Below are 19,263 nucleotides of genomic sequence, written 5' to 3' on the forward strand. Positions count from 1 at the left end.
TAGCAACTGTCTGCGCTTTTAAGGAGTTCTCCATGATTTACCGCACACTGGGCCAGTCCGGGCTCAAGGTCAGCGCACTGACCCTAGGTACGATGATGTTTGGCGAACAGACCAACACCGAAGATTCGCTGCGCATCATCGACAAAGCCTGGGACCAGGGCATCAACTTCATCGACACCGCCGACGTCTACACCGGCGGGCGCTCGGAAGAAATTGTCGGCGAAGCCATCGGCCGCCATCGCGCCGATTGGGTCGTGGCCTCCAAAGTCGGCTTCGGCCCGCCGGACGGCCTGCCCAACCGCAGCGGCCTGAACCGCAAGCGTATTTTCAACGCGCTGGAAGCCAGCCTCACCCGCCTCGACACCGACTACCTGGACATCTACTACCTGCACCGTGAAGACCACGACACGCCGCTGGAAGTCACGATTTCGGCGATTGGCGACCTGATCCGCCAGGGCAAGATCCGTTACTGGGGGCTGTCCAACTACCGGGGCTGGCGCATTGCCGAAGTGGTACGCGTGGCCGAACGCCTGGGGGTCGACCGCCCGATCATCAGCCAGCCGCTGTACAACATCGTCAACCGCCAGGCCGAGGTGGAACAGATCACCGCTGCAGCAGCCTATGGCCTGGGCGTGGTGCCTTACAGCCCGCTGGCCCGTGGCGTGCTCAGTGGCAAGTACGCGCCGGATATCACCCCCCAAGCGGGTAGCCGTGCCGCACGCCAGGACAAACGCATCCTGGAAACCGAATGGCGCGTGGAGTCGCTGCGCATTGCCCAGCAGATCCAGCAGTACACCCAGGGGCGTGGCGTGGGGATTGTCGAGTTTGCGATTGCCTGGGTGTTGAACAACCAGGCGGTCAGCTCGGCGATTGTCGGGCCGCGTACGGAGGCGCAGTGGGATGCCTATACCGGGGCGCTTGAGGTGAAGATCAGTGCTGAGGATGAAGCGTTTATTGATTCGCTGGTGACGCCGGGGCATGCGTCGACACCGGGGTTCAATGATGTGGGGCACTTTGTCTCCGGGCGTATCCACCGTCCCTGAGAACACCCCCTGTAGGAGCTGGCTTGCCTGCGATAGCGTCGACGCGGTGTATCTGCTAGACCGAGTCGATGCTATCGCAGGCAAGCCAGCTCCTACACGTTTTCAAGGGTGTGATCATTCAGTCCAGCGGCACATCCAGGCTGACCTTGACCCGGTCCATCACCACAATGCTGCGAAACCATTTGATATTGCGGTTCTCGTAGAACAGCGTGCGGGCCAGGGTTTCGTAGGCCTTCATGGTTTCCACCACGACCACCAGCATGAAGTCCGCATCGCCGGTGACGTAATAGCACTGCTGCACTTGTGGGATCGACATCTGCACCTTGAGCACGTCGAGGTCTTCGATATGGGTGCGCTCGGCGTGCACCTCCACCAGGATCGTGATCGGCTTGCCTACCGCGTCCTGATTGACCACCGCCGTATTGGCGCTGATCGCCCCGCCCTGTTCCATGCGCTTGATACGCCGCTGTACAGCTGCGGTCGACAGGTTGACCTGTTCGCCAATCACCCGCAGCGCGGTGGTGTTGTCGCGTTGCAGGTGCTTGAGAATCGCGCGGTCGAAATCATCCAGGAGCGGTTGGGGGCTGACGGGCATGCTGGCGAACCTTGGGCGTGAGAAAATTTCCCATAAGATGCCGTAAAACAGAGCAAACGTCTCACCTCAAAAGCAATATATTCCCACCTGAAATTCCCCCCTCTTTCGTTTGAATCGGTTTCGCGAGGATCGCGTGTCTAAAGGTGTTGTTTTATCGGTATTGGCCTCGGTGTTGTTTGCCGTGATGTATTACTTCACATCGCTGCTCACGCCGTTGAGTGGACTGGAAATTTTCGGCTGGCGCATGCTGCTGACCGTGCCGTGCATGACCGTTTTCATGGTGCTCAGCAGTGAGTGGCGCCAGGTCTGGGCGCTGCTGCAGCGCCTGGCGGGCGAGCCACGGCTGATCGGCGCAATTGTGCTGTCATCGGTGCTGCTGGGTGTGCAGCTGTGGCTGTTCATGTGGGCGCCGCTCAACGGCCGCAGCCTGGATGTGTCCCTGGGCTACTTCCTGTTGCCGCTGACCATGGCCCTGACCGGGCGCCTGGTGTATGGCGAACAGCTGTCGCGGCTGCAATGGATCGCGGTGGTGTTTGCCACGATAGGCGTGCTTAACGAGCTGTACCAGGTGGGCGGGTTCTCCTGGGCGACGCTGCTGGTGATCATTGGCTACCCCATCTACTTCGTGCTGCGCAAACGCCTGGCCACCGACCACCTGGGCGGGTTATGGCTGGACATGGCGCTGATGCTGCCGGTGGCGTTCTGGTTTGTACAAAGTGGCGAACAGGGCTTCGCCGTGCTGGATGCCCATAAAGGCTTGTACGCCTTGATCCCGATGCTCGGGTTGATCAGTGCTTCGGCGCTGGTGTGCTACATCATCGCCAGCCGGCTGCTGGCGTTCAGCCTGTTCGGCCTGCTCAGCTATGTGGAGCCGGTGCTGTTGCTGGGGGTGGCGTTGCTGCTGGGGGAAAGTATCGGGCCGGGTGAATGGCTGACTTATATCCCGATCTGGTTGGCGGTGATGGTGTTGGTGTTTGAAGGGTTCAAGCACCTGATGCGTCAGCGCAGAGCCTGACCCAATAACTGTAGGAGCGAGCAAGCTCGCTCCTACAAAAAACCATGTCAGTCGGTGGTCAGCACGCCACGACGGACCTGGTCACGCTCGATCGACTCAAACAGGGCCTTGAAGTTGCCTTCGCCGAAGCCATCATCGCCCTTGCGCTGGATGAACTCGAAGAATACCGGGCCCATCAGGGTTTCCGAGAAAATCTGCAACAGCAGGCGCTTGTCGCCGGCGACGGACGAACCGTCCAGCAAAATACCCCGGGCCTGCAATTGGTCCACCGGTTCGCCGTGGTTTGGCAGGCGGCCTTCGAGCATTTCGTAGTAGGTGTCCGGCGGCGCCGTCATGAAGCGCATGCCGATCTTCTTCAACGCATCCCAGGTCTTGACCAGGTCTTCGGTGAGGAAGGCCACGTGCTGGATGCCTTCGCCGTTGAACTGCATCAGGAACTCTTCGATCTGGCCTGCGCCCTTGGACGACTCTTCGTTCAACGGGATGCGGATCATGCCATCCGGGGCGCTCATGGCCTTGGAGGTCAGGCCGGTGTATTCGCCCTTGATGTCGAAGTAGCGCGCTTCGCGGAAGTTGAACAGCTTCTCGTAGAAGTTCGCCCAGTAGGCCATGCGCCCGCGATAGACGTTGTGGGTCAAATGGTCGATGACCTTCAGGCCTGCGCCCACCGGGTTGCGGTCCACACCGTCGATAAACACGAAGTCGATATCGTAGATCGAGCTGCCTTCACCGAAACGATCGATCAGGTACAGCGGCGCACCGCCGATGCCCTTGATGGCCGGCAGGTTCAGCTCCATCGGGCCGGTTTCGATGTGGATCGGCTGGGCACCCAGTTCCAGGGCGCGGGTGTAGGCCTGCTGCGAATCCTTGACGCGGAACGCCATGCCACACACCGATGGACCGTGCTCGGCGGCAAAGTACGAAGCGATGCTGTTGGGTTCGTTGTTGAGGATCAGGTTGATCCCGCCCTGGCGGTACAAGTGCACGTTTTTCGAGCGGTGGCTCGCCACCTGGGTGAACCCCATGATCTCGAAGATCGGCTCAAGGGTGCCCGGGGTCGGCGATGCAAATTCAATGAATTCAAAGCCCATCAGGCCCATTGGGTTTTCGTATAGATCTGCCATGATTTGGCGCCTCATCATCTTTTTAGAATTAAATTAATTAATTGCCAGCAAGGATGAGGTGGGCAGGTGGCGCACAGGAAATGCCCCGCACGCTGCGGGCGAGGAAGTCACCGTAGATGAGTTGGAACCCGAGTAGCTTCATGGTTGGATCATTCTCTTACGGGCGTCTCTGACGGACGAGGCCTGCGGGATGCCAGGCGCTTATTCTTGTATGCGTAAACCGATTCTACACAGCGTAAACAGCTTTGTCCGTATTCCTTATCAAATCCCTATGCCCTGGCGGGCGCAAGGGGTTTATTGCACAGGTAGATGCCCAGCAGGATCAACGCCCCACCGAGGAACATCGCAGTGCTGAGCTGTTCGTCCAGCAGCAACGCACCACACACCACGGCCGTCAGCGGGTTGAGGGCGATAAACACGCCCGCGCGGGTCGCACCGATACGCCGGATACCGTCGTAATACCCGATGTAGGCCAGGGCCGAGCCCAATACGCCGAGGTAAAGCAGGCCCAACAGATGCGGCCAATGGATGGCATCCAGCGCTTGCACCGTCAACCGGCCACTCACCAGGGTGGTGAGGCATAGCATCAAGGTGCCCAGCAGCACCGACCAGGTCACCGTCTGCAAGGGGCCAAGGCTATGGTTCAACTTGCGCGAACCCAGGGAATACACGCCCCAACTCAGCACACAGCCAAAAATCAACAGGTCGCCAACCCACGCATCAGCCCTGCCCTGCAACAGCAATGGGTTGCGGCTGACAATCACACACGCGGCCCCGCCCAGGCACAGCGCGATACCCAACACTTGGCTGCGCCCCAAGCGCTCCTTGAACCACCAGCATGACGCCAGGCCAATCACCGCCGGGTTGAGGGCCACAATCAAGGAGGCGCGCGAGGCATTGATAAAATGCAGGCCATAGAAAAAGCACAGGTTGTAGAAAAAAATCCCGAAAAAGCCCAGCAGCACTAACCGCGCCATTTGCGCAGGCGTCGGACACGCCAGGGGGATCCGGGCAAAGGCCATGAACAGCAGCAACGCCAGGCTCGCCAGGATAAAGCGCAGGCTTGCCGTCAGCAGCGGGTCCAGATCCGCGGCGAGGAATCGCCCAGCAACAAAAGTGCCACCCCAGATCATGGTTACGGCCGCGAGCTTGGCATAGGTCAGGCGGTCACCAGCAAGCACAAAGGTTGAACCGGGCATAAGGATCCTGAGTATTTGGGAGGCGGTTTGGCGTATTATTTTCCTAATGCCAAGTCATCGTAAAATGAGTAAAACCTCATGACCCTCACGCAATTGGAAATTTTCTCGCTGGTGGCACAACTCCAGGGGTTCACCAGCGCTGCCCATCGCCTGGGCATCAGCCAGTCGGCGGTGTCCCATGCCATCAAGTCTTTGGAGCTGGAGCTGGGGGTGGAACTGTTTCGCCGCCAACAGTCACGGGTCGAACTCAGTGATATCGGCCAGCAACTGCTGCTGCGGGCACGGGCGATGCTGGGGCTGGCCACTACGCTGCAACAGGAAGCGGCCGATGCCCGAGGAATGAAAAGCGGTACCTTGCGCATCGGCTCCTTCGGGCCAACGGCATCCATTCGCCTGCTGCCCAGGATCCTCGAACACTTTCGCCAGGCCCATCCGGGGATCGAGGTACATGTGGATGAAGGCCCCGACCGCCAAGTGCTGCAGTGGCTCGAAGAGCGGCGCATTGACGTGGGCTTTGTGGTGCTGGAGCAGGAGCGCTTGGACACCGTTGCACTGTTCGAAGACCAGATGGTCGCCCTGCTGCCCGAGGGCCATGCCCTCGCCCATCAAGCCAGCGTCAAGCTCAAGGACTTGTGTCACGACCCGTTTGTCCTGACTGAGGCGGGCTCCTCGGAGTTGGTGGAGCGCCTGTTCCACAGTGCCCGACTCAAGCCCAATGTGCGCTATCGCTGCTCGCAACTGCTCAGCACCCTGGATACCGTCAGCCGGGGTGCGGGCGTGAGTGTGGTGGCCCAGGCCTCATTGCCGCAGGACGGCCAGCCACGCTACGTACAGCGGCCGTTATCGCCCAAGGTCGCGCGGCAGATCGGTTTGGCGGTGCTGGACCGACGCCAGTCCTCGCCGGCGACCCTGGCTTTTATCCAAATGGCGCAGCAACTGTTCCCTTTATCTCGAAAGGCTGTGTAGGAGCCGGCTTGCCGGCGAAGAACCAGAGAGCAACGTGGGGCTTTCACTGACAAGCCAACGCCTACAGGGGGCTGAGCGGCGCTTCATGAGTGCGGGTGTTGCCATGATCGTCCAGGGTGGTGAATTGCACCAACGCCCCGCTCGCCCCACTACCCGACGGCCCATGCAGGGTGACGGTAGCGGTGGAACGGGGGGCAAGCATCGGTGGGTCATCATTGCGGTACTGACGGCCATCGGCACCCAGCACAACGCTGGCCAGGCTCACGTGATAAGCACTGGGGTTGTGCACCTGCAGGGCGTTGCCCTTGAGCAAGCGCCATCTCAAGCCCTGGGCCGCCTCCTGCGCTTGCCCTGGCAACAGCGGCGCACGCAAAAACAGTTTGATCCGGCTGCGAAACGCGAGCTGCAGCGCATGGCTTGCGTCCGTCGCCGGTCGGATGCCCAGCACATTCAGCCAATAGACTTGCTCCACATCCGCCGATGCTGGCTCCCCGTGATAAACCACTCTTAGCGCCTGGCCTTGACCTGCGTCCATGCGCAGGATCGGCGGAGTCACGGTAAAGGGGGCATCACTGTACTCAGGGCGCACCTGGGGATCACCCGCGTCAATCCAGACCTGCACCAGCCTCGGGCTATTCGCCTGATTCGTCAGGTTGAGCGTGACTTGGCCCGAGGCGGCCGGGTAAATCAGACGGGTCCGGTCAATCACGATCTCAGCGCGGGCACTCCACACCACCAGCCCGCCCAATACCCCCAGCGCCAGACGTACCCAGGCCCAGCTCATCGGTAGCTCAAGGTAAAGGTGGCCAGGCCATTGGCCGTGCCGGGATGAACCGTCGGCTCGGTTTGCAGGTAACGCGCCGTCAGCGTTATCTGGAAGGTGCCATTGCCGGTGCTGCCGGCCTGCCATTGATTGGGGTTACCCGGCGTATTGGAGTCCGCGCCATAACTCAATACGGCGTTGCCATGGAGCAGTTGCAGGGCGACGCCGGTGGCGGTCGAATCGCCCGTCAACGTCAGGCGATCGCTGCGGTTGGCCGGTTGGATCTGGTCGGTTAGCGTCAGCAGTACATCTTGGCTGCCGCCCGTCCCTCCCGCACATTGCAACTGAATATCGCGGCTGGCACTGCCGGCGACACTGCCCACGCCCCTGAACTGCGTAGCTGCCACAGCGTCCAGATTGATCGGAACCGAAGGCGTGGACACCGAGCAGGTAGGTTTGAGGGGCGGCCCGACAACGATAGACCCGAAGGTGAATAAATGGGGGGAGTTGAAGTCTGGATGTACCCTGAACTCTGCGAAGGGCTGCGAAAACAGCGCCCCGCCGCTAATCGTGCCGGTCACGAAGAACACCACTCGAACGCGCACGCCCCAGGTTGCGAGGCCGGGCCGAATGGGGCCACGCAGGATCGTGACGCCCTGGCTGATGCTCTTCCACTCGCCGCCGTCACGGTCCTGTGCCATCAAACCAAAACCTACACCAACCGTGCCCGTCGTATAGATCGGCAGCGACAACCCGGAATGGCCAAAATACTTGCCAGTGAACCGCATGTTCCTGGCCACGCTCAGGTACGACCAGTGATCGAAGACGATGCCCGCGGCATAGGAACAACTCACGGCGTTGAGGGCATCGAGCGCATAACCCTGGGGGTTGCCCAATACCTGCCCCATCCGCGGGCTGGCCGGCACACTGATGGACTCGATGGAAAGCGCCACAGGAGGCTCGGGATAGCAACTGACATTGGCCTGCACGTCGCAGGCAGCCAATGCCGCAACGAACATCAGTGTGACTAGAAACAACTGGCGCATATTACAGCTCATCGCGCGGTCACCTCTCGACCAGCCCTGACTCCCACGCATTTTCCCTGCACCAGCTCGGCACGGGCCTGGCGCCCAACTGCCTGGGGTGGCAAGCGGTAGTGGATATAGCAACGGTCGGCGGCGGTCTCACTCCACTTGACGGTGAGCGTGCCCTGATCGGCAATGCCCCTGACAAATGCCTTGCTGGCCTGGCCAATCACCCCGACTTCGCTGCCTTGCTCATCAAATACCTGGGCGGCGAATGGCAACGGCTTGCCGCTTTCCCGCAGGGCCTTGACCACCACCGCCCGGCCCGCCACGGTAGCGAAGCGCAGGCGCGAGACAGCCCCTGAGGTGGGCACGATATGCTGCGTGGTCTCCTGGAGTTCCACGTCATACGCACTGCCGTCCGGATCGACGCCCACGGTATTGGTCTGGAACGCCCGCAGCGACGGCACCACGGCATAGCCGTTGCGATCAACCCGCAGGTGGTGACCGTTGCTCAACCGTGCCCCCTGGGCATCAGGCACGTGAACCAGGGCCGCCGCTTCGCCGAGGTAGTGCGAGAACGTCACACCCTCGTCGTGTACCACCAGGCCGCCGTCGGCACTCAACGAGAGCTGGCTGCTGTCATGACTCTGTCCATAACCCACCCGCCATGCCGCCGTGCTCGCGTTGTAGCCGGCATGGGCGTTGAAACTGCCTTCGGCGGCGCCCTGGGCTGACGCGCGGCTGCCAGAGAGGCCATAGTTGAGCGTCGCGTTTTCATCCAGCATGCCGTTAATAGCGATCTGTTGCTGGCTGCTGCGGCTGTCGCCGGTACTACGGCTCAAGGTGCTGCTGAGGCTAGGTGCGCGTGGACTGCTGTCCAATGGCAGGGACAACGTCATCATCAGGCGGTTGTCGACATGGCCGGCGTTGTCCGAGCGGGCAAAGAACACCCGGTCGCTTTCTTCCTGATGGTTGGCCGGATGATGGGCTTCGACTCGCGAGCGCTGGGCACTGAGGTTCCAGTTGAGCCGGCGCCAGGTGTTGCCATAGCTCAGGTTGTAAGAGGTCTCCCGTCCCAGGCGTGAGCCCCAGTACTGGGTAGAGCTGGCATAGAAGCCCAGCGTGCCGGCCCCCACTTGCTGGCTGACGGTCAGGTCGATACGACTTTTCTGTCGGGCATAGGTGCCAATGTCCAGGCCTTGGCGCCCCAACTCCCGCACGTTGACCGCATCCGTCAGGTTCAGATAGCCCACCGTGGAAAAACGATAGGCCCCCAACACCAGGTGGGTGCCTGTCTGGGCCAGTTGCCTGTTGTAACCCACGCCATAATTGCGCCCCGACAGCACATCGTGCCCCGGGATCCGCGTGCGGGAGCCGGTGGTGTCCAGCGAGAACGCACCCAGGGCGGTATTGAGTGCCAACCCGGCCTTACCCTGGACATAACCTTGGGCAAAACTGCTCCCGCCATACAGCGTCAGGTCATCCAGCACGCCATGCTGCAGCGCCCCTTGAAACGCCAGGGGAGCCTGGCCCTCAACACCATTTTGGCGGACTTGGCCGAACGTCATGCCGTAGCGACTGGCATGGCGGCGCAGCAGTTGCGGCGCCACGGAGAAAGGCACGCTATAGCTGTATTGGCGACCATCGACTTCCCTGACACTGACACTCAGATCCCCACCACCTGAGGGGTACAAATCACTGATCACAAATGGGCCGGGCGCCACCGTGGTCTCGTAGAGCGTATAGCCGTTCTGGCTGACGGTAACGGTTGCATTGCTGTCGGCAATCCCCCGCACCACCGGCGCGTAGCCTTGCTGTGAAGGCGCCAGCATTTGCTCGTCGGTGCCCAGGCTGATGCCCCGCATGCGGGTACTTTCCAGGATCTGGCCACTGCTGAAGCTGTCACCGACGGTCAGGCGTGATTGCCAGGCCGCCAGACTGCGTTGCGCGTAGATGGCCGTATTCTGATAAGGCTGGGCACCATCACGCGAATCCCATGCCTGCGCGCCCTGGTGCCGCAAGCGCCAACTGCCCAGGTTGATACCACTGTTCAGGCCCAGGTAGGCACGGTCTTCGCCACTGCCCGCTGTCATGGTCGCGGCACTGAAGTTGTAGCTGAGCAACCCGGCATCGATGCCCTCGTCCCACTGGCTCGGGTCGACGGTATCGCGCGCAGTCGGCGCCAGGTAGACCTGGGGTACGCTGAGCGCCAGTTGCAAGGCACCGGGATCGACGCTGCTGGAGGCCATGGGAATCCACTGCGAGAGACCCCCACACAGCGGGCCTGGGGCTGCGGGCCGGTCAGTTTCAACCTTGTTTTGCACGACACCCAGCCGAGCCAGCAGCGGCCAGTCCAGGCACGGGCTCACATCGTCCTGGCCGGGAAGCTCGATAAACGCCAACTCATGACGCCCGGCTGGCTGGCCATTGAGCCGCACATCAACGCGATACGTGCCGGGCGCCAGGCTGTCGTGGCGGTTGAAACGAGAAATATCGACTCCCGGTACCAGACCACTGGAAAACGCTTCCAGGTCAAAGGTAACCGAAGACGCCAGGGCCTCAGGGCAGATAAAAGCCGTAAGGAACTGGCTGAACCCTACGATGACGCAAAGACACAGGGCAGAACGCCTGCCCTCCCACAGTTGCATGTAAAAAAACATAAGTCAGACTTCAAGTCGCTAAAGGGGTGCCCAGCGGGGTGCCGAGAACCCACCGAAATCGTCGATGTACTGGAACTGCACCCGTGCATCGGCGGGCACCACCTGCATCAGGGGAGGCAGAGCAAGGTCCAGGCTGGCAAAGGGCGCGACCATGCCTTGTTGGTCAGTCGCAACCACCTGCCCGCCCATCACCAGCGCCACCTCATGAAACGTCACATGGAATGGCGTCGGGTTGAACACCCGCAGCGCCGCCTGTTTGCCGGTACGCAAGGTCCAGGTCAGTTGCTCGGGTGCATCCTGGGAGTTGCCTGACAAACCCTGGGGCCGGAAAAACACCTTGGTGCGAATGCGAAAGGCAAAACGCAACTGGTTCTGGCGCGCTTCGTCTGCGCTGGCTGGCGGAGACCGCGTCTGGGGCGGCACCTCCAGCACGTTGAGCCAGAACAGTGACTCCTTGTCGCCGGGCAACGACTCCTGGGTGTAGGCCAGGCGTATGGCCTGGCTCTTGCCCGGGTCCAGGCGAAACACCGGTGGGCTGATGCTAAATGGCACATCACTGTGTTCAGCCGTCAGTTGTGCATTACCCACATCCATCCACACCTGGACCAGACGTGCAGCCTGCTGGTCATCGTTGCTCACCCGTACGGTGATTTCCCGACGCGGCTCGGCATAGATCTGGCGCGTGCCACTGATGATCACCCCGGCCTGCGCCTGCGCGAAGGCCAGGCACAGGCAAATCGCAAGGGGCAGACGTACGCAAGGCATGGTTCGCGCCCTCGCTTGTCAGGGAAAGATCACCGAATACTGCACCGCCGTACTCACCAGCCCTACTCCCGCCGCACCGCCAGTGGCAATGTAACGCGCAGCAAAGGGCAAGGTCGCCAGCCCGCCTGTGACAGTGGCGGTGGTCGAGGCATGGCCGGTACGCAAATCCATCGGCTGCAGGGTTGCGCCGTCGAGAATCTGTACTTCTACTTTGGCGGCGGCGGTTTTTGCGGCGGTATTGCGCAAGTTGCCCGTGGCCGGGTTGATGGCCGGGCTGGTGCTTTCATACAGCACGGCAACCTTGGTCGCATCTGCGCAACTGGCGCCACCGCCTACGTAGATAAAGAACGGCTTGGAACTGGCAGTCGCGCCCGCCGTCGACAGGGCACTGGCTTGTACCTTGTCCAGGACGACCGGGAAGTTTGCCCCGGAGCCGGCGACACCGCCGGTTCCGCCACTGATCGTGCAGGTGGTGCCGGTAACTTCACCCGTGAGGGTAATGGTGCCATCGGCGGCACAGGCCACAGAGACGACGAAGCCACTAGCAAGCAACATGACCATCGCCAGGAGGTTGTTTTTCATTACGCAAGTTTCCTAAGTGTTAAGCAGATGCCTCGTCACACGACGCGCAGGCACAAGCCCGCCCGCCAGATTCGGGCTTAGTGATGCAAAAGGGATTGGATCTTGAAGGGTAGGCTGCTTACCAGGACAGATACTGTTCCAAGCAATAACGCAATGGACCAAACAGCCTTTCCTCGTCAAAATGTGTTGCAAAGTTTGGCAAGGTTAAAAAACACACACAACTGGCCAAGTGGCTAGGTCCGCGCGCGAAGCATGCTTATTTCCATAGGCCAACTATCCTCCTGATACTCGACGTATTGCCTGTAGCCATTGCCAGGCGTCTCCCCTCACTTCGCTACAGGCTGCATAAATGCCACTCACCGTCAAAGGCCCGCGCAAACGCGCCGCCCGCTACTTGATCACTGCCCTGTGCGGCCTGCTGCCGATACTGCTGGGGGTGATCATCCTGTACATGCAGGCCCAACGCACCCTGGAGCAAAGTACCGAGCAGACGGCCATCGAGGCCGTGCGCCAGTTCGACCTGATGCTCGACAACACCGCCCTCGCTGCCCAGGACCTGTTGCCACTGGCAGGCAAGGACTGTGACAACGCGGCGCAACTGGCGCTTCGCGAGCAAGTCACCCGACGCCCGTTTGTGCGCGCAACCACGCTGTCCTGGCAAAAAACCATTTATTGCAGCTCGTTGTTTGGCGGCGCGTATGTATCACCGGTCAACCCTGACGACTACGTCAATGGCCGCCTGTGGCTGATGAATGGCAACCCGGTCACGCCCAATACTGCGCTGCTGGTGTACCGCTTGGTGGACGGTGACAAGGCCGCGTTTGCCTCAATTGACGGCTACCACCTGAAGAACGCCCTGCGCCTGATCAGTCGTTATGCTGACTTGGTGTTGCAGGTCGGGCCCAATTGGCTGGGCAGCGACGGCAAAGTCCACAGCACCGCGCTGCCGGTATTTGCCGTGGCCCATCACCAACTCGGCTCCCAGCGTTACGCCTATAGCGTGGAAGCCGGGATGCCCGAAGGTGAAGTGTGGCGCTACATGGAAGCGCGCTACCCGCCCCTGTTCAGCCTTTTGGTGTTCTTTGGCGTGCTGGCAGGCGTGCTCGCGCACTGGCTGCAAAAACGCTCCTACGCGCCCACCCATGAACTGCAGCGGGCGCTGGGCGCCAATGAATTCGTCGCGTATTACCAACCGGTGGTTCGCGGCGACACCCGGCAATGGGCCGGCTGTGAAGTATTGATGCGCTGGCAGCATCCCAAGGAAGGCCTGGTGCGCCCGGACCTGTTTATCCCCCTGGCCGAGCACTCCGGGCTGATCGTGCCCATGACCCGCGCCTTGATGCGCCAGGTCGCCACACAACTGGCACCCCATGCCGCCCGCCTGGGCGACAACTTCCATGTGGGGATCAATATCACCGCCAGGCATTGCCAGGACCTGGAGCTGGTGCAGGACTGCCGGGAGTTCCTTGCAGCCTTCAAGCCGGGCCAGGTCCTGTTGACGCTGGAGTTGACCGAGCGCGAACTGATCGAACCCACCGACGTGACTCGCCAACTGTTCCAGGCCCTGCACGAACTGGGCGTGCTGATCGCCATAGATGACTTCGGTACTGGCCACTCCAGCCTGGGTTATTTGCGCAACTTCAATGTTGACTACTTGAAAATCGATCAAAGCTTTGTCGCAATGATCGGCGTCGACGCACTATCGCGGCATATACTCGACAGCATCATTGAATTATCCGGCAAGCTTGACTTGGGCATCGTGGCAGAAGGTGTGGAAACCCAAGAGCAATGTGACTATCTGGCGGCGCAAGGTGTGGACTTCTTGCAGGGCTACCTGTTTGGCCGCCCGGTACCTTTTGACGCCTTCATTAAGTCTTTGCAGTGAAATTGAATATCCATCTAGCAGGTGAATGAAATATTGTTATTTATACAAAAGACATGATTTACTCGTGACTCATTAACTACTACAATTTTTCCTGCCTGCGCTGAATCGGCAGGAGAGCCACTTTTTACCGAGTCACGCTGAGGCTCTTGGCTTATAGCTTTGTTTGCAGTTGGTATCAGCCAAATACACTATTGGAGTAAAGATTTTGTCCAGACTCGCCGAATTTCGTGCAGCAGAAAAAGCCCTTCAAGAACAGCTCGCCCAGCTGGAATCCCTGAAGAACGACGCTGGTTTGAAGAAAGAAATCGAATTTGAAGAAAAACTTCAAGGGCTGATGAAAACCTACGGCAAGAGCCTGCGCGACATCATTTCCATCCTTGATCCAAACCCAGGCAAATCGGGCATCCAGGTAGCGGCCGCACCAAAAACCCGCCGCGCACGCGTGGTCAAGGTGTATCACAACCCGCACACTGGTGAACTGATTGAAACCAAGGGCGGCAACCACCGCGGCCTGAAGGCCTGGAAAGAACAGTATGGCGCAGCCACTGTAGACTCCTGGCTTCGCGGCTAATACTGGCGCACTAATAAAAAGCCCTGCAGACGCAGGGCTTTTTTGTTTTTGCGCTTCGCTTTCAAACCCTGCGGGTTTCGAAAGTGAATTTTGAAATACATTCCAACGGGTAAAAATCCGCCCAGCGGGCGCTGAGCGCCAATGCCTGATAGTTGTGCGCTAATCGTCACTGAGCCAGGCTAGGCATCTAGCCTTCACCCATCAAAGTTTCAAGCTTGCGCGCACCGAACTGACTTCTTCCTTACTCGCCTCATAAGCATCAGCTTGTCCGGCGTATGAAAAAACATAAGCCTTATTCGTATCAACAGCGCCCACCAGTGTTTGCGAGAGCACATGCCGACCGTTCTCGGTAACGACGCAGGTAGTTTCCAGCGCCTCAAGGCGACTTAACGTGGTCGAGTGCATCTTGTTACAAACACTTTGATAGCCACTGCGGGCAAAGTCCTTCTGGATAGACTTGCGCATCTGGAGCAGCACACCTTGCAGATTGACCACATGCCCAGGCTCGATCGGTGTACCCGTCAGCTCCATGACCATCTGTGTCTCGCCGTTTTCATTGTTCTTTATTGCACGCTGGCGAGACACCGGTGACGGCGTGGCCGCTGCGTCGGCATCCGGCACCACTTCTTCTACCTGCCAGCCGCTAGGCCAATGAATCTCGGGATCTGCCGCCAGTACAGCGGTGCTGGCCAAGATCAGGCACAAGGTGCTCAACAGCGGTTTGTTCGATCGGCTCATTGCGAAAAACACTCGAAGTTCAAGCCGTAAAGTTTGAGCCTGCGCATGGGATGGTCGCAAGGCCCGCGTAAGCTTTTTCATTTGGCGCGGCCAGCGCGGCTTGCGTATCATGGCCCGGCTGCACGGATGCCTGTCAGCCGCAAGCCAAAGGACCGCTCAAGTCACGAGCTGCGTCTGCCCCATTTTTTCTGGAGGGCCCATGAGCCTGCACGAATTGAATACCTTCCCGGGCGTCACCGCCCAACCCGACACCGCCACTTCGAACTTCGTGTTCAACCACACCATGCTGCGGGTCAAGGACATCACCCAGTCGCTGGACTTCTACACTCGCGTCCTGGGGTTCTCCCTGGTTGAAAAACGCGACTTCCCGCAAGCTGAGTTCAGCCTGTACTTCCTTGCCCTGGTCGACAAGGCACAGATCCCCGCCGATGCCGCCGAACGCACCCAGTGGATGAAGTCGATCCCGGGCATCCTGGAACTGACTCACAACCACGGCACCGAAAACGACGCGGACTTCGCCTACCACAATGGCAACACCGACCCGCGCGGTTTTGGCCATATCTGCATTTCGGTGCCGGATATCGTTGCGGCCTGTGAGCGCTTTGAAGCGCTGGGCTGTGACTTCCAGAAGCGCCTGACTGATGGCCGCATGAAAAGCCTGGCGTTTATCAAGGACCCGGATGCCTACTGGGTCGAAATCATCCAGCCAGCGCCGCTGTAAACATCCACAAAAGCTGCACCCACAAAAAACACCCCGTGAAAGCGTAGCCCTCACAGGGTGTTGGGGGTGACCATCTCATTAACCCATGATCGCTCATGGGTTTTTTAGTTGCTGGCCTTACGCCCGGATCAGGTGATCAAAAGCACTCAGGGAAGCCTTGGCGCCCTCACCCACCGCAATCACGATCTGCTTGTACGGCACCGTAGTAACGTCACCGGCGGCGAATACGCCGGGCAGTGAAGTCTCGCCACGGGCATCGACAATGATTTCGCCACGGGGTGACAGCTCCACCGTGCCTTTGAGCCAATCGGTGTTGGGCAGCAAACCGATCTGCACAAAGATGCCTTCCAGGTCGATGGTCTTGAACTCGCCGGTATCGCGGTCCTTGTAGGCCAGGCCGGTGACTTTCTGGCCATCACCCTTGACCTCGCTGGTCAGCGCGCTGGTGATCACGTCAACGTTTGGCAGGCTGTAGAGCTTGCGCTGCAACACGGCGTCGGCGCGCAACTTGCTGTCGAACTCCAGCAAGGTCACGTGGCTGACAATACCGGCCAGGTCGATGGCCGCTTCCACGCCGGAGTTACCGCCGCCGATCACCGCAACACGCTTGCCCTTGAACAGCGGGCCATCGCAATGCGGGCAGAAGCATACGCCCTTGGCCTTGTATTCCTGCTCGCCCGGCACCCCCATTTCGCGCCAGCGCGCACCGGTCGCCAGGATCACGGTCTTGGACTTGAGAGTCGCGCCGCTCTCGAAGCGAATCTCATGCAACTCGCCGGAATTTTTCGCCGGTATCAGGCTGCTGGCACGCTGCAGATTCATGATGTCCACGTCGTACTGACGCACGTGGGCTTCCAGGGCGCTTGCCAGTTTCGGGCCTTCGGTTTCCTGCACCGAGATGAAGTTTTCGATGGACATGGTGTCCAGCACTTGCCCACCAAAACGCTCGGCGGCCACACCGGTGCGGATACCTTTGCGCGCGGCGTAGATCGCAGCCGCAGAACCGGCTGGGCCACCACCGACGACAAGTACATCGAAGGCGTCCTTGGCGCTGATTTTTTCGGCAGCCTTTTCGATGCCGCTGGTATCCAGCTTGGCGAGGACTTCTTCCAGACCCATGCGACCCTGGCCGAAGTTCACGCCGTTGAGGTAGACGCTGGGCACCGCCATGACCTGGCGCTCGTCGACTTCAGCCTGGAACAGCGCACCATCGATAGCGACGTGGCGGATGTTCGGGTTGAGCACCGCCATCAGGTTCAGCGCCTGGACCACGTCCGGGCAGTTCTGGCAGGACAGCGAGAAGTAAGTCTCGAAGTTGAACTCACCTTTGAGGCTGCGAATCTGTTCAATCACTTCGACACTGGCCTTCGAGGGGTGGCCACCGACTTGCAGCAGGGCCAGCACCAACGAAGTGAATTCATGCCCCATGGGGATACCGGCAAAACGCAGGCTGATATCGGCACCCGGGCGATTGATGGAGAACGACGGCTTGCGCCCGTCATTACCATCGGTGTTCAGGGTAATCAGCGTGGTGAGGCTGGTTACGTCCTGCAAAAGAGCAAGCATTTCCTGGGATTTCGCACCGTCGTCGAGGGAGGCGACGATCTCGATCGGCTGGGTGACCCGTTCCAGGTATGACTTCAACTGAGCTTTAAGATTGGCGTCCAACATACGGGCGATTTCCTATTAATTCGGTTTATTGCAGACAAAAAAACGCCCGAGCGAATCTCGCCCGGGCGTTTCGTGGGCGGATGCAGCTTACTTAGTCGGTGCGCAACACCGCCCTTGATACTTCACAGACTTAGATCTTGCCGACCAGGTCCAGGGACGGAGCCAGGGTAGCCTCGCCTTCTTTCCACTTGGCTGGGCACACTTCGCCTGGGTGGGCAGCGACGTACTGGGCAGCCTTGATTTTGCGCAGCAGCTCGGAAGCGTCACGGCCAACGCCGCCGTCGTTCAGCTCAACGATCTTGATCTGGCCTTCTGGGTTGATCACGAAGGTGCCACGGTCTGCCAGGCCAGCTTCTTCGATCAGTACGTCGAAGTTGCGGGAGATGGTCAGGGTCGGGTCGCCGATCATGGTGTACTGGATCTTGCCGATGGCTGGCGAGGTGTTGTGCCAGGCAGCGTGGGCAAAATGGGTGTCGGTGGACACGCTGTAGATCTCGACGCCCAGTTTCTGGAATTCGGCGTAGTTGTCAGCCAGGTCTTCCAGTTCGGTTGGGCAAACGAAAGTGAAGTCGGCTGGGTAGAAGAATACGACAGACCACTTGCCTTTCAGGTCAGCGTCCGACACGTCTACGAAGTTGCCGTTTTTGTAAGCGGTCGCTTTGAACGGTTTTACTTGGCTGTTGATGATAGGCATCGTTGACTCTCCGTCAGGGGTTAGTAAGTTGATGAGTGAATCCTACCCAGTCTCATCGCCGATGGCTCATTGGCAAACCTGATGCTGCCGATTGGTTTTGGCTATCAACACACTGTATTAATAGAAGAAATCTTAAAGCAGCGGATCGCGGGCCTGAGTCATGCCAAGAAAGGGCGTCGCTTCAACATAGCGCATGGCTGACTTCATGTCCTTCCAGCCGACATACGTCATCAACGACTTCAAATCCCAGCCGCTGCGATGAGCCCAGGTGGCAAAGCCACGGCGCAGGGAGTGACTGGTGTACTGCTCGGCGGCAATGCCTGCACGCTCAAGGGCCTGGCGCAGCAACGGGATCACGCTGTTGGCATGCAACCCCTCCTCCCCCAGATTGCCCCAGCGATCAATCCCGCGAAACAGCGGGCCACGCACCAGGGCCGAGGCACTCAGCCATTCAATGTAGGCCTGCACCGGGCACAGGCGCAGCAGCGCCGGGGTTTGATAAGTGCGCCCAAGGTTTTCACGATCACTCTTGCTGCGCGGCAAGTACAGGGTGATGCCCGCGCCCTGCACCGCCTGCACGTGTTCGATCTGCAGCCGGCACAACTCATCGCTGCGAAAGCCGCGCCAAAAGCCCAGCAGGATCAATGCCGTGTCGCGCTTGGCGCGCAACCAGCCCGGGCGATCGCCGGCCGCTCGGGCTTGCTCGCCTTCGCGTTCCAGCCAGCCAACCACCTGTTCCAGGTGCTGGAGCTGCAAGGGTTCGGCCTGTTTTTCCTGGGCGGGATGCAAGGCGCGAATCCCCTTGAGCACCTTGCGCACTACCGGCGCCTTGGTAGGGTCGGGAAAACCCTGGCTGGAATGCCATTGCGCCAGCGCCGACAAGCGCAGTTTCAGGGTATTGACCGATAACGCCCCGGCATAGGCCACCAGGTAACGCGCCACGCTGTCGCTGGTGGCGGGCAGGAAACCACCCCAACTCACTTCAAAGTGCTCGATGGCCGCACGGTAGCTGCGGCGGGTGTTATCGCGGGTGGCGGCGTTCAGGTAGCGATCAAGTTCACTCATACCGCTATCGCCGGCAAGCCGGCTCCTACAGGGATTGGTGTACGGACACTGGGCTGTAATTGAGTCCAATGGGCACTGACACGGGATAATACGCCAATATCCCATCTTATAACTCATCAATTTATACGTTTTATTATTCATGATATAGTACGTATATACATACTACATACCACAGTAC

18 protein-coding genes are annotated in these 19,263 nt (G+C 59.8%); 6 read left to right on the top strand and 12 right to left on the bottom strand.

Features of this window, described 5'->3' with window-relative positions; translation table 11 throughout:
- Nucleotides 1–32 precede the first annotated feature (32 nt).
- Complete coding sequence (locus KL786_RS12755; protein ID WP_215517823.1) at nucleotides 33–1,043, top strand: aldo/keto reductase; 1,011 nt, start codon at nucleotides 33–35, stop codon at nucleotides 1,041–1,043.
- Between the two features lie 118 nt (nucleotides 1,044–1,161).
- Here KL786_RS12755 and KL786_RS12760 read toward each other — a convergent pair whose 3' ends face one another.
- A complete protein-coding gene (locus tag KL786_RS12760) occupies nucleotides 1,162–1,638 on the bottom strand; it encodes an Lrp/AsnC family transcriptional regulator (protein WP_215517824.1) in 477 nt (158 codons plus the stop codon).
- Nucleotides 1,639–1,771: 133 nt separating this feature from the next.
- On the opposite strand from KL786_RS12760, the gene rarD reads away from it, so the two are divergent.
- Complete coding sequence (gene rarD, locus KL786_RS12765; RefSeq protein ID WP_215517825.1) at nucleotides 1,772–2,653, top strand: EamA family transporter RarD; 882 nt, start codon at nucleotides 1,772–1,774, stop codon at nucleotides 2,651–2,653.
- 47 nt (nucleotides 2,654–2,700) lie between these two features.
- Here the strand turns inward: rarD and hppD are convergent, their stop codons facing one another.
- Complete coding sequence (gene hppD, locus KL786_RS12770) at nucleotides 2,701–3,777, bottom strand: 4-hydroxyphenylpyruvate dioxygenase (RefSeq protein WP_032860588.1); 1,077 nt, start codon at nucleotides 3,775–3,777, stop codon at nucleotides 2,701–2,703.
- A 269-nt stretch (nucleotides 3,778–4,046) separates the two neighbouring features.
- On the bottom strand, nucleotides 4,047–4,976 hold the full coding sequence (locus KL786_RS12775; RefSeq protein WP_215517826.1) for a DMT family transporter: 930 nt from the start codon (nucleotides 4,974–4,976) through the stop codon (nucleotides 4,047–4,049).
- Between the two features lie 78 nt (nucleotides 4,977–5,054).
- Between KL786_RS12775 and KL786_RS12780 the strand changes: the two genes are divergently transcribed.
- Nucleotides 5,055–5,942, top strand: a complete 888-nt coding sequence (locus KL786_RS12780; RefSeq protein ID WP_215517827.1) for a LysR family transcriptional regulator — start codon at nucleotides 5,055–5,057, stop codon at nucleotides 5,940–5,942.
- A gap of 61 nt (nucleotides 5,943–6,003) precedes the next feature.
- Here the strand turns inward: KL786_RS12780 and KL786_RS12785 are convergent, their stop codons facing one another.
- Genes KL786_RS12785 through KL786_RS12805 form a run of 5 tightly spaced genes read right to left on the bottom strand, consistent with a single transcriptional unit; the run spans nucleotide 6,004 to nucleotide 11,740 of the window.
- Complete coding sequence (locus tag KL786_RS12785; RefSeq protein WP_215517828.1) at nucleotides 6,004–6,726, bottom strand: fimbrial biogenesis chaperone; 723 nt, start codon at nucleotides 6,724–6,726, stop codon at nucleotides 6,004–6,006.
- Nucleotides 6,723–7,763 (bottom strand): fimbrial protein, encoded by a 1,041-nt coding sequence (locus tag KL786_RS12790; RefSeq protein WP_215517829.1) that lies wholly within the window; start codon nucleotides 7,761–7,763, stop codon nucleotides 6,723–6,725. The genes KL786_RS12785 and KL786_RS12790 overlap by 4 nt, the downstream gene beginning before the upstream one ends.
- Entirely contained in the window at nucleotides 7,760–10,381 is a 2,622-nt protein-coding gene (locus KL786_RS12795; RefSeq protein WP_215517830.1) for a fimbria/pilus outer membrane usher protein, read from the bottom strand. The genes KL786_RS12790 and KL786_RS12795 overlap by 4 nt, the downstream gene beginning before the upstream one ends.
- Nucleotides 10,382–10,411: 30 nt before the next feature.
- Nucleotides 10,412–11,158 carry a fimbrial biogenesis chaperone gene (locus KL786_RS12800; RefSeq protein ID WP_215517831.1) on the bottom strand — a complete coding sequence of 249 codons (747 nt, stop codon included), beginning with the start codon at nucleotides 11,156–11,158 and terminating at the stop codon, nucleotides 10,412–10,414.
- Nucleotides 11,159–11,176: 18 nt separating this feature from the next.
- Complete coding sequence (locus KL786_RS12805) at nucleotides 11,177–11,740, bottom strand: fimbrial protein (protein WP_215517832.1); 564 nt, start codon at nucleotides 11,738–11,740, stop codon at nucleotides 11,177–11,179.
- Nucleotides 11,741–12,089: 349 nt separating this feature from the next.
- Here KL786_RS12805 and KL786_RS12810 point away from each other — a divergent pair, with 349 nt between their 5' ends.
- Together KL786_RS12810 and KL786_RS12815 are read left to right on the top strand one after the other, a co-directional pair.
- The gene (locus KL786_RS12810; protein WP_215517833.1) at nucleotides 12,090–13,625 is read left to right on the top strand and encodes an EAL domain-containing protein; all 1,536 of its coding nucleotides are present in this window, start codon (nucleotides 12,090–12,092) and stop codon (nucleotides 13,623–13,625) included.
- A 205-nt stretch (nucleotides 13,626–13,830) separates the two neighbouring features.
- Nucleotides 13,831–14,196 (top strand): histone-like nucleoid-structuring protein, MvaT/MvaU family, encoded by a 366-nt coding sequence (locus KL786_RS12815; protein ID WP_029294664.1) that lies wholly within the window; start codon nucleotides 13,831–13,833, stop codon nucleotides 14,194–14,196.
- Nucleotides 14,197–14,397: 201 nt separating this feature from the next.
- On the opposite strand, the gene KL786_RS12820 is transcribed toward KL786_RS12815, so the two are convergent.
- Nucleotides 14,398–14,934, bottom strand: coding sequence for a DUF4946 domain-containing protein (locus KL786_RS12820; RefSeq protein WP_252193713.1), 537 nt, complete (start codon nucleotides 14,932–14,934; stop codon nucleotides 14,398–14,400).
- A 199-nt stretch (nucleotides 14,935–15,133) separates the two neighbouring features.
- Between KL786_RS12820 and gloA the strand changes: the two genes are divergently transcribed.
- A complete protein-coding gene (gene gloA / locus KL786_RS12825; protein ID WP_215517835.1) occupies nucleotides 15,134–15,655 on the top strand; it encodes a lactoylglutathione lyase in 522 nt (173 codons plus the stop codon).
- Nucleotides 15,656–15,772: 117 nt separating this feature from the next.
- Here gloA and ahpF read toward each other — a convergent pair whose 3' ends face one another.
- The 3 genes from ahpF to KL786_RS12840 form a co-directional block, all read right to left on the bottom strand.
- Nucleotides 15,773–17,326 (bottom strand): alkyl hydroperoxide reductase subunit F, encoded by a 1,554-nt coding sequence (gene ahpF, locus KL786_RS12830; RefSeq protein ID WP_215517836.1) that lies wholly within the window; start codon nucleotides 17,324–17,326, stop codon nucleotides 15,773–15,775.
- Nucleotides 17,327–17,456: 130 nt separating this feature from the next.
- Nucleotides 17,457–18,020 carry an alkyl hydroperoxide reductase subunit C gene (gene ahpC / locus KL786_RS12835; protein ID WP_010210361.1) on the bottom strand — a complete coding sequence of 188 codons (564 nt, stop codon included), beginning with the start codon at nucleotides 18,018–18,020 and terminating at the stop codon, nucleotides 17,457–17,459.
- A gap of 132 nt (nucleotides 18,021–18,152) precedes the next feature.
- Nucleotides 18,153–19,085 carry a site-specific integrase gene (locus KL786_RS12840; RefSeq protein WP_215517837.1) on the bottom strand — a complete coding sequence of 311 codons (933 nt, stop codon included), beginning with the start codon at nucleotides 19,083–19,085 and terminating at the stop codon, nucleotides 18,153–18,155.
- Nucleotides 19,086–19,263: the final 178 nt, after the last annotated feature.

Origin of the sequence: Pseudomonas sp. TAE6080 (genome assembly GCF_018732265.1) — a bacterium.
In the GTDB taxonomy this organism is placed as follows: domain Bacteria; phylum Pseudomonadota; class Gammaproteobacteria; order Pseudomonadales; family Pseudomonadaceae; genus Aquipseudomonas; species Aquipseudomonas brenneri.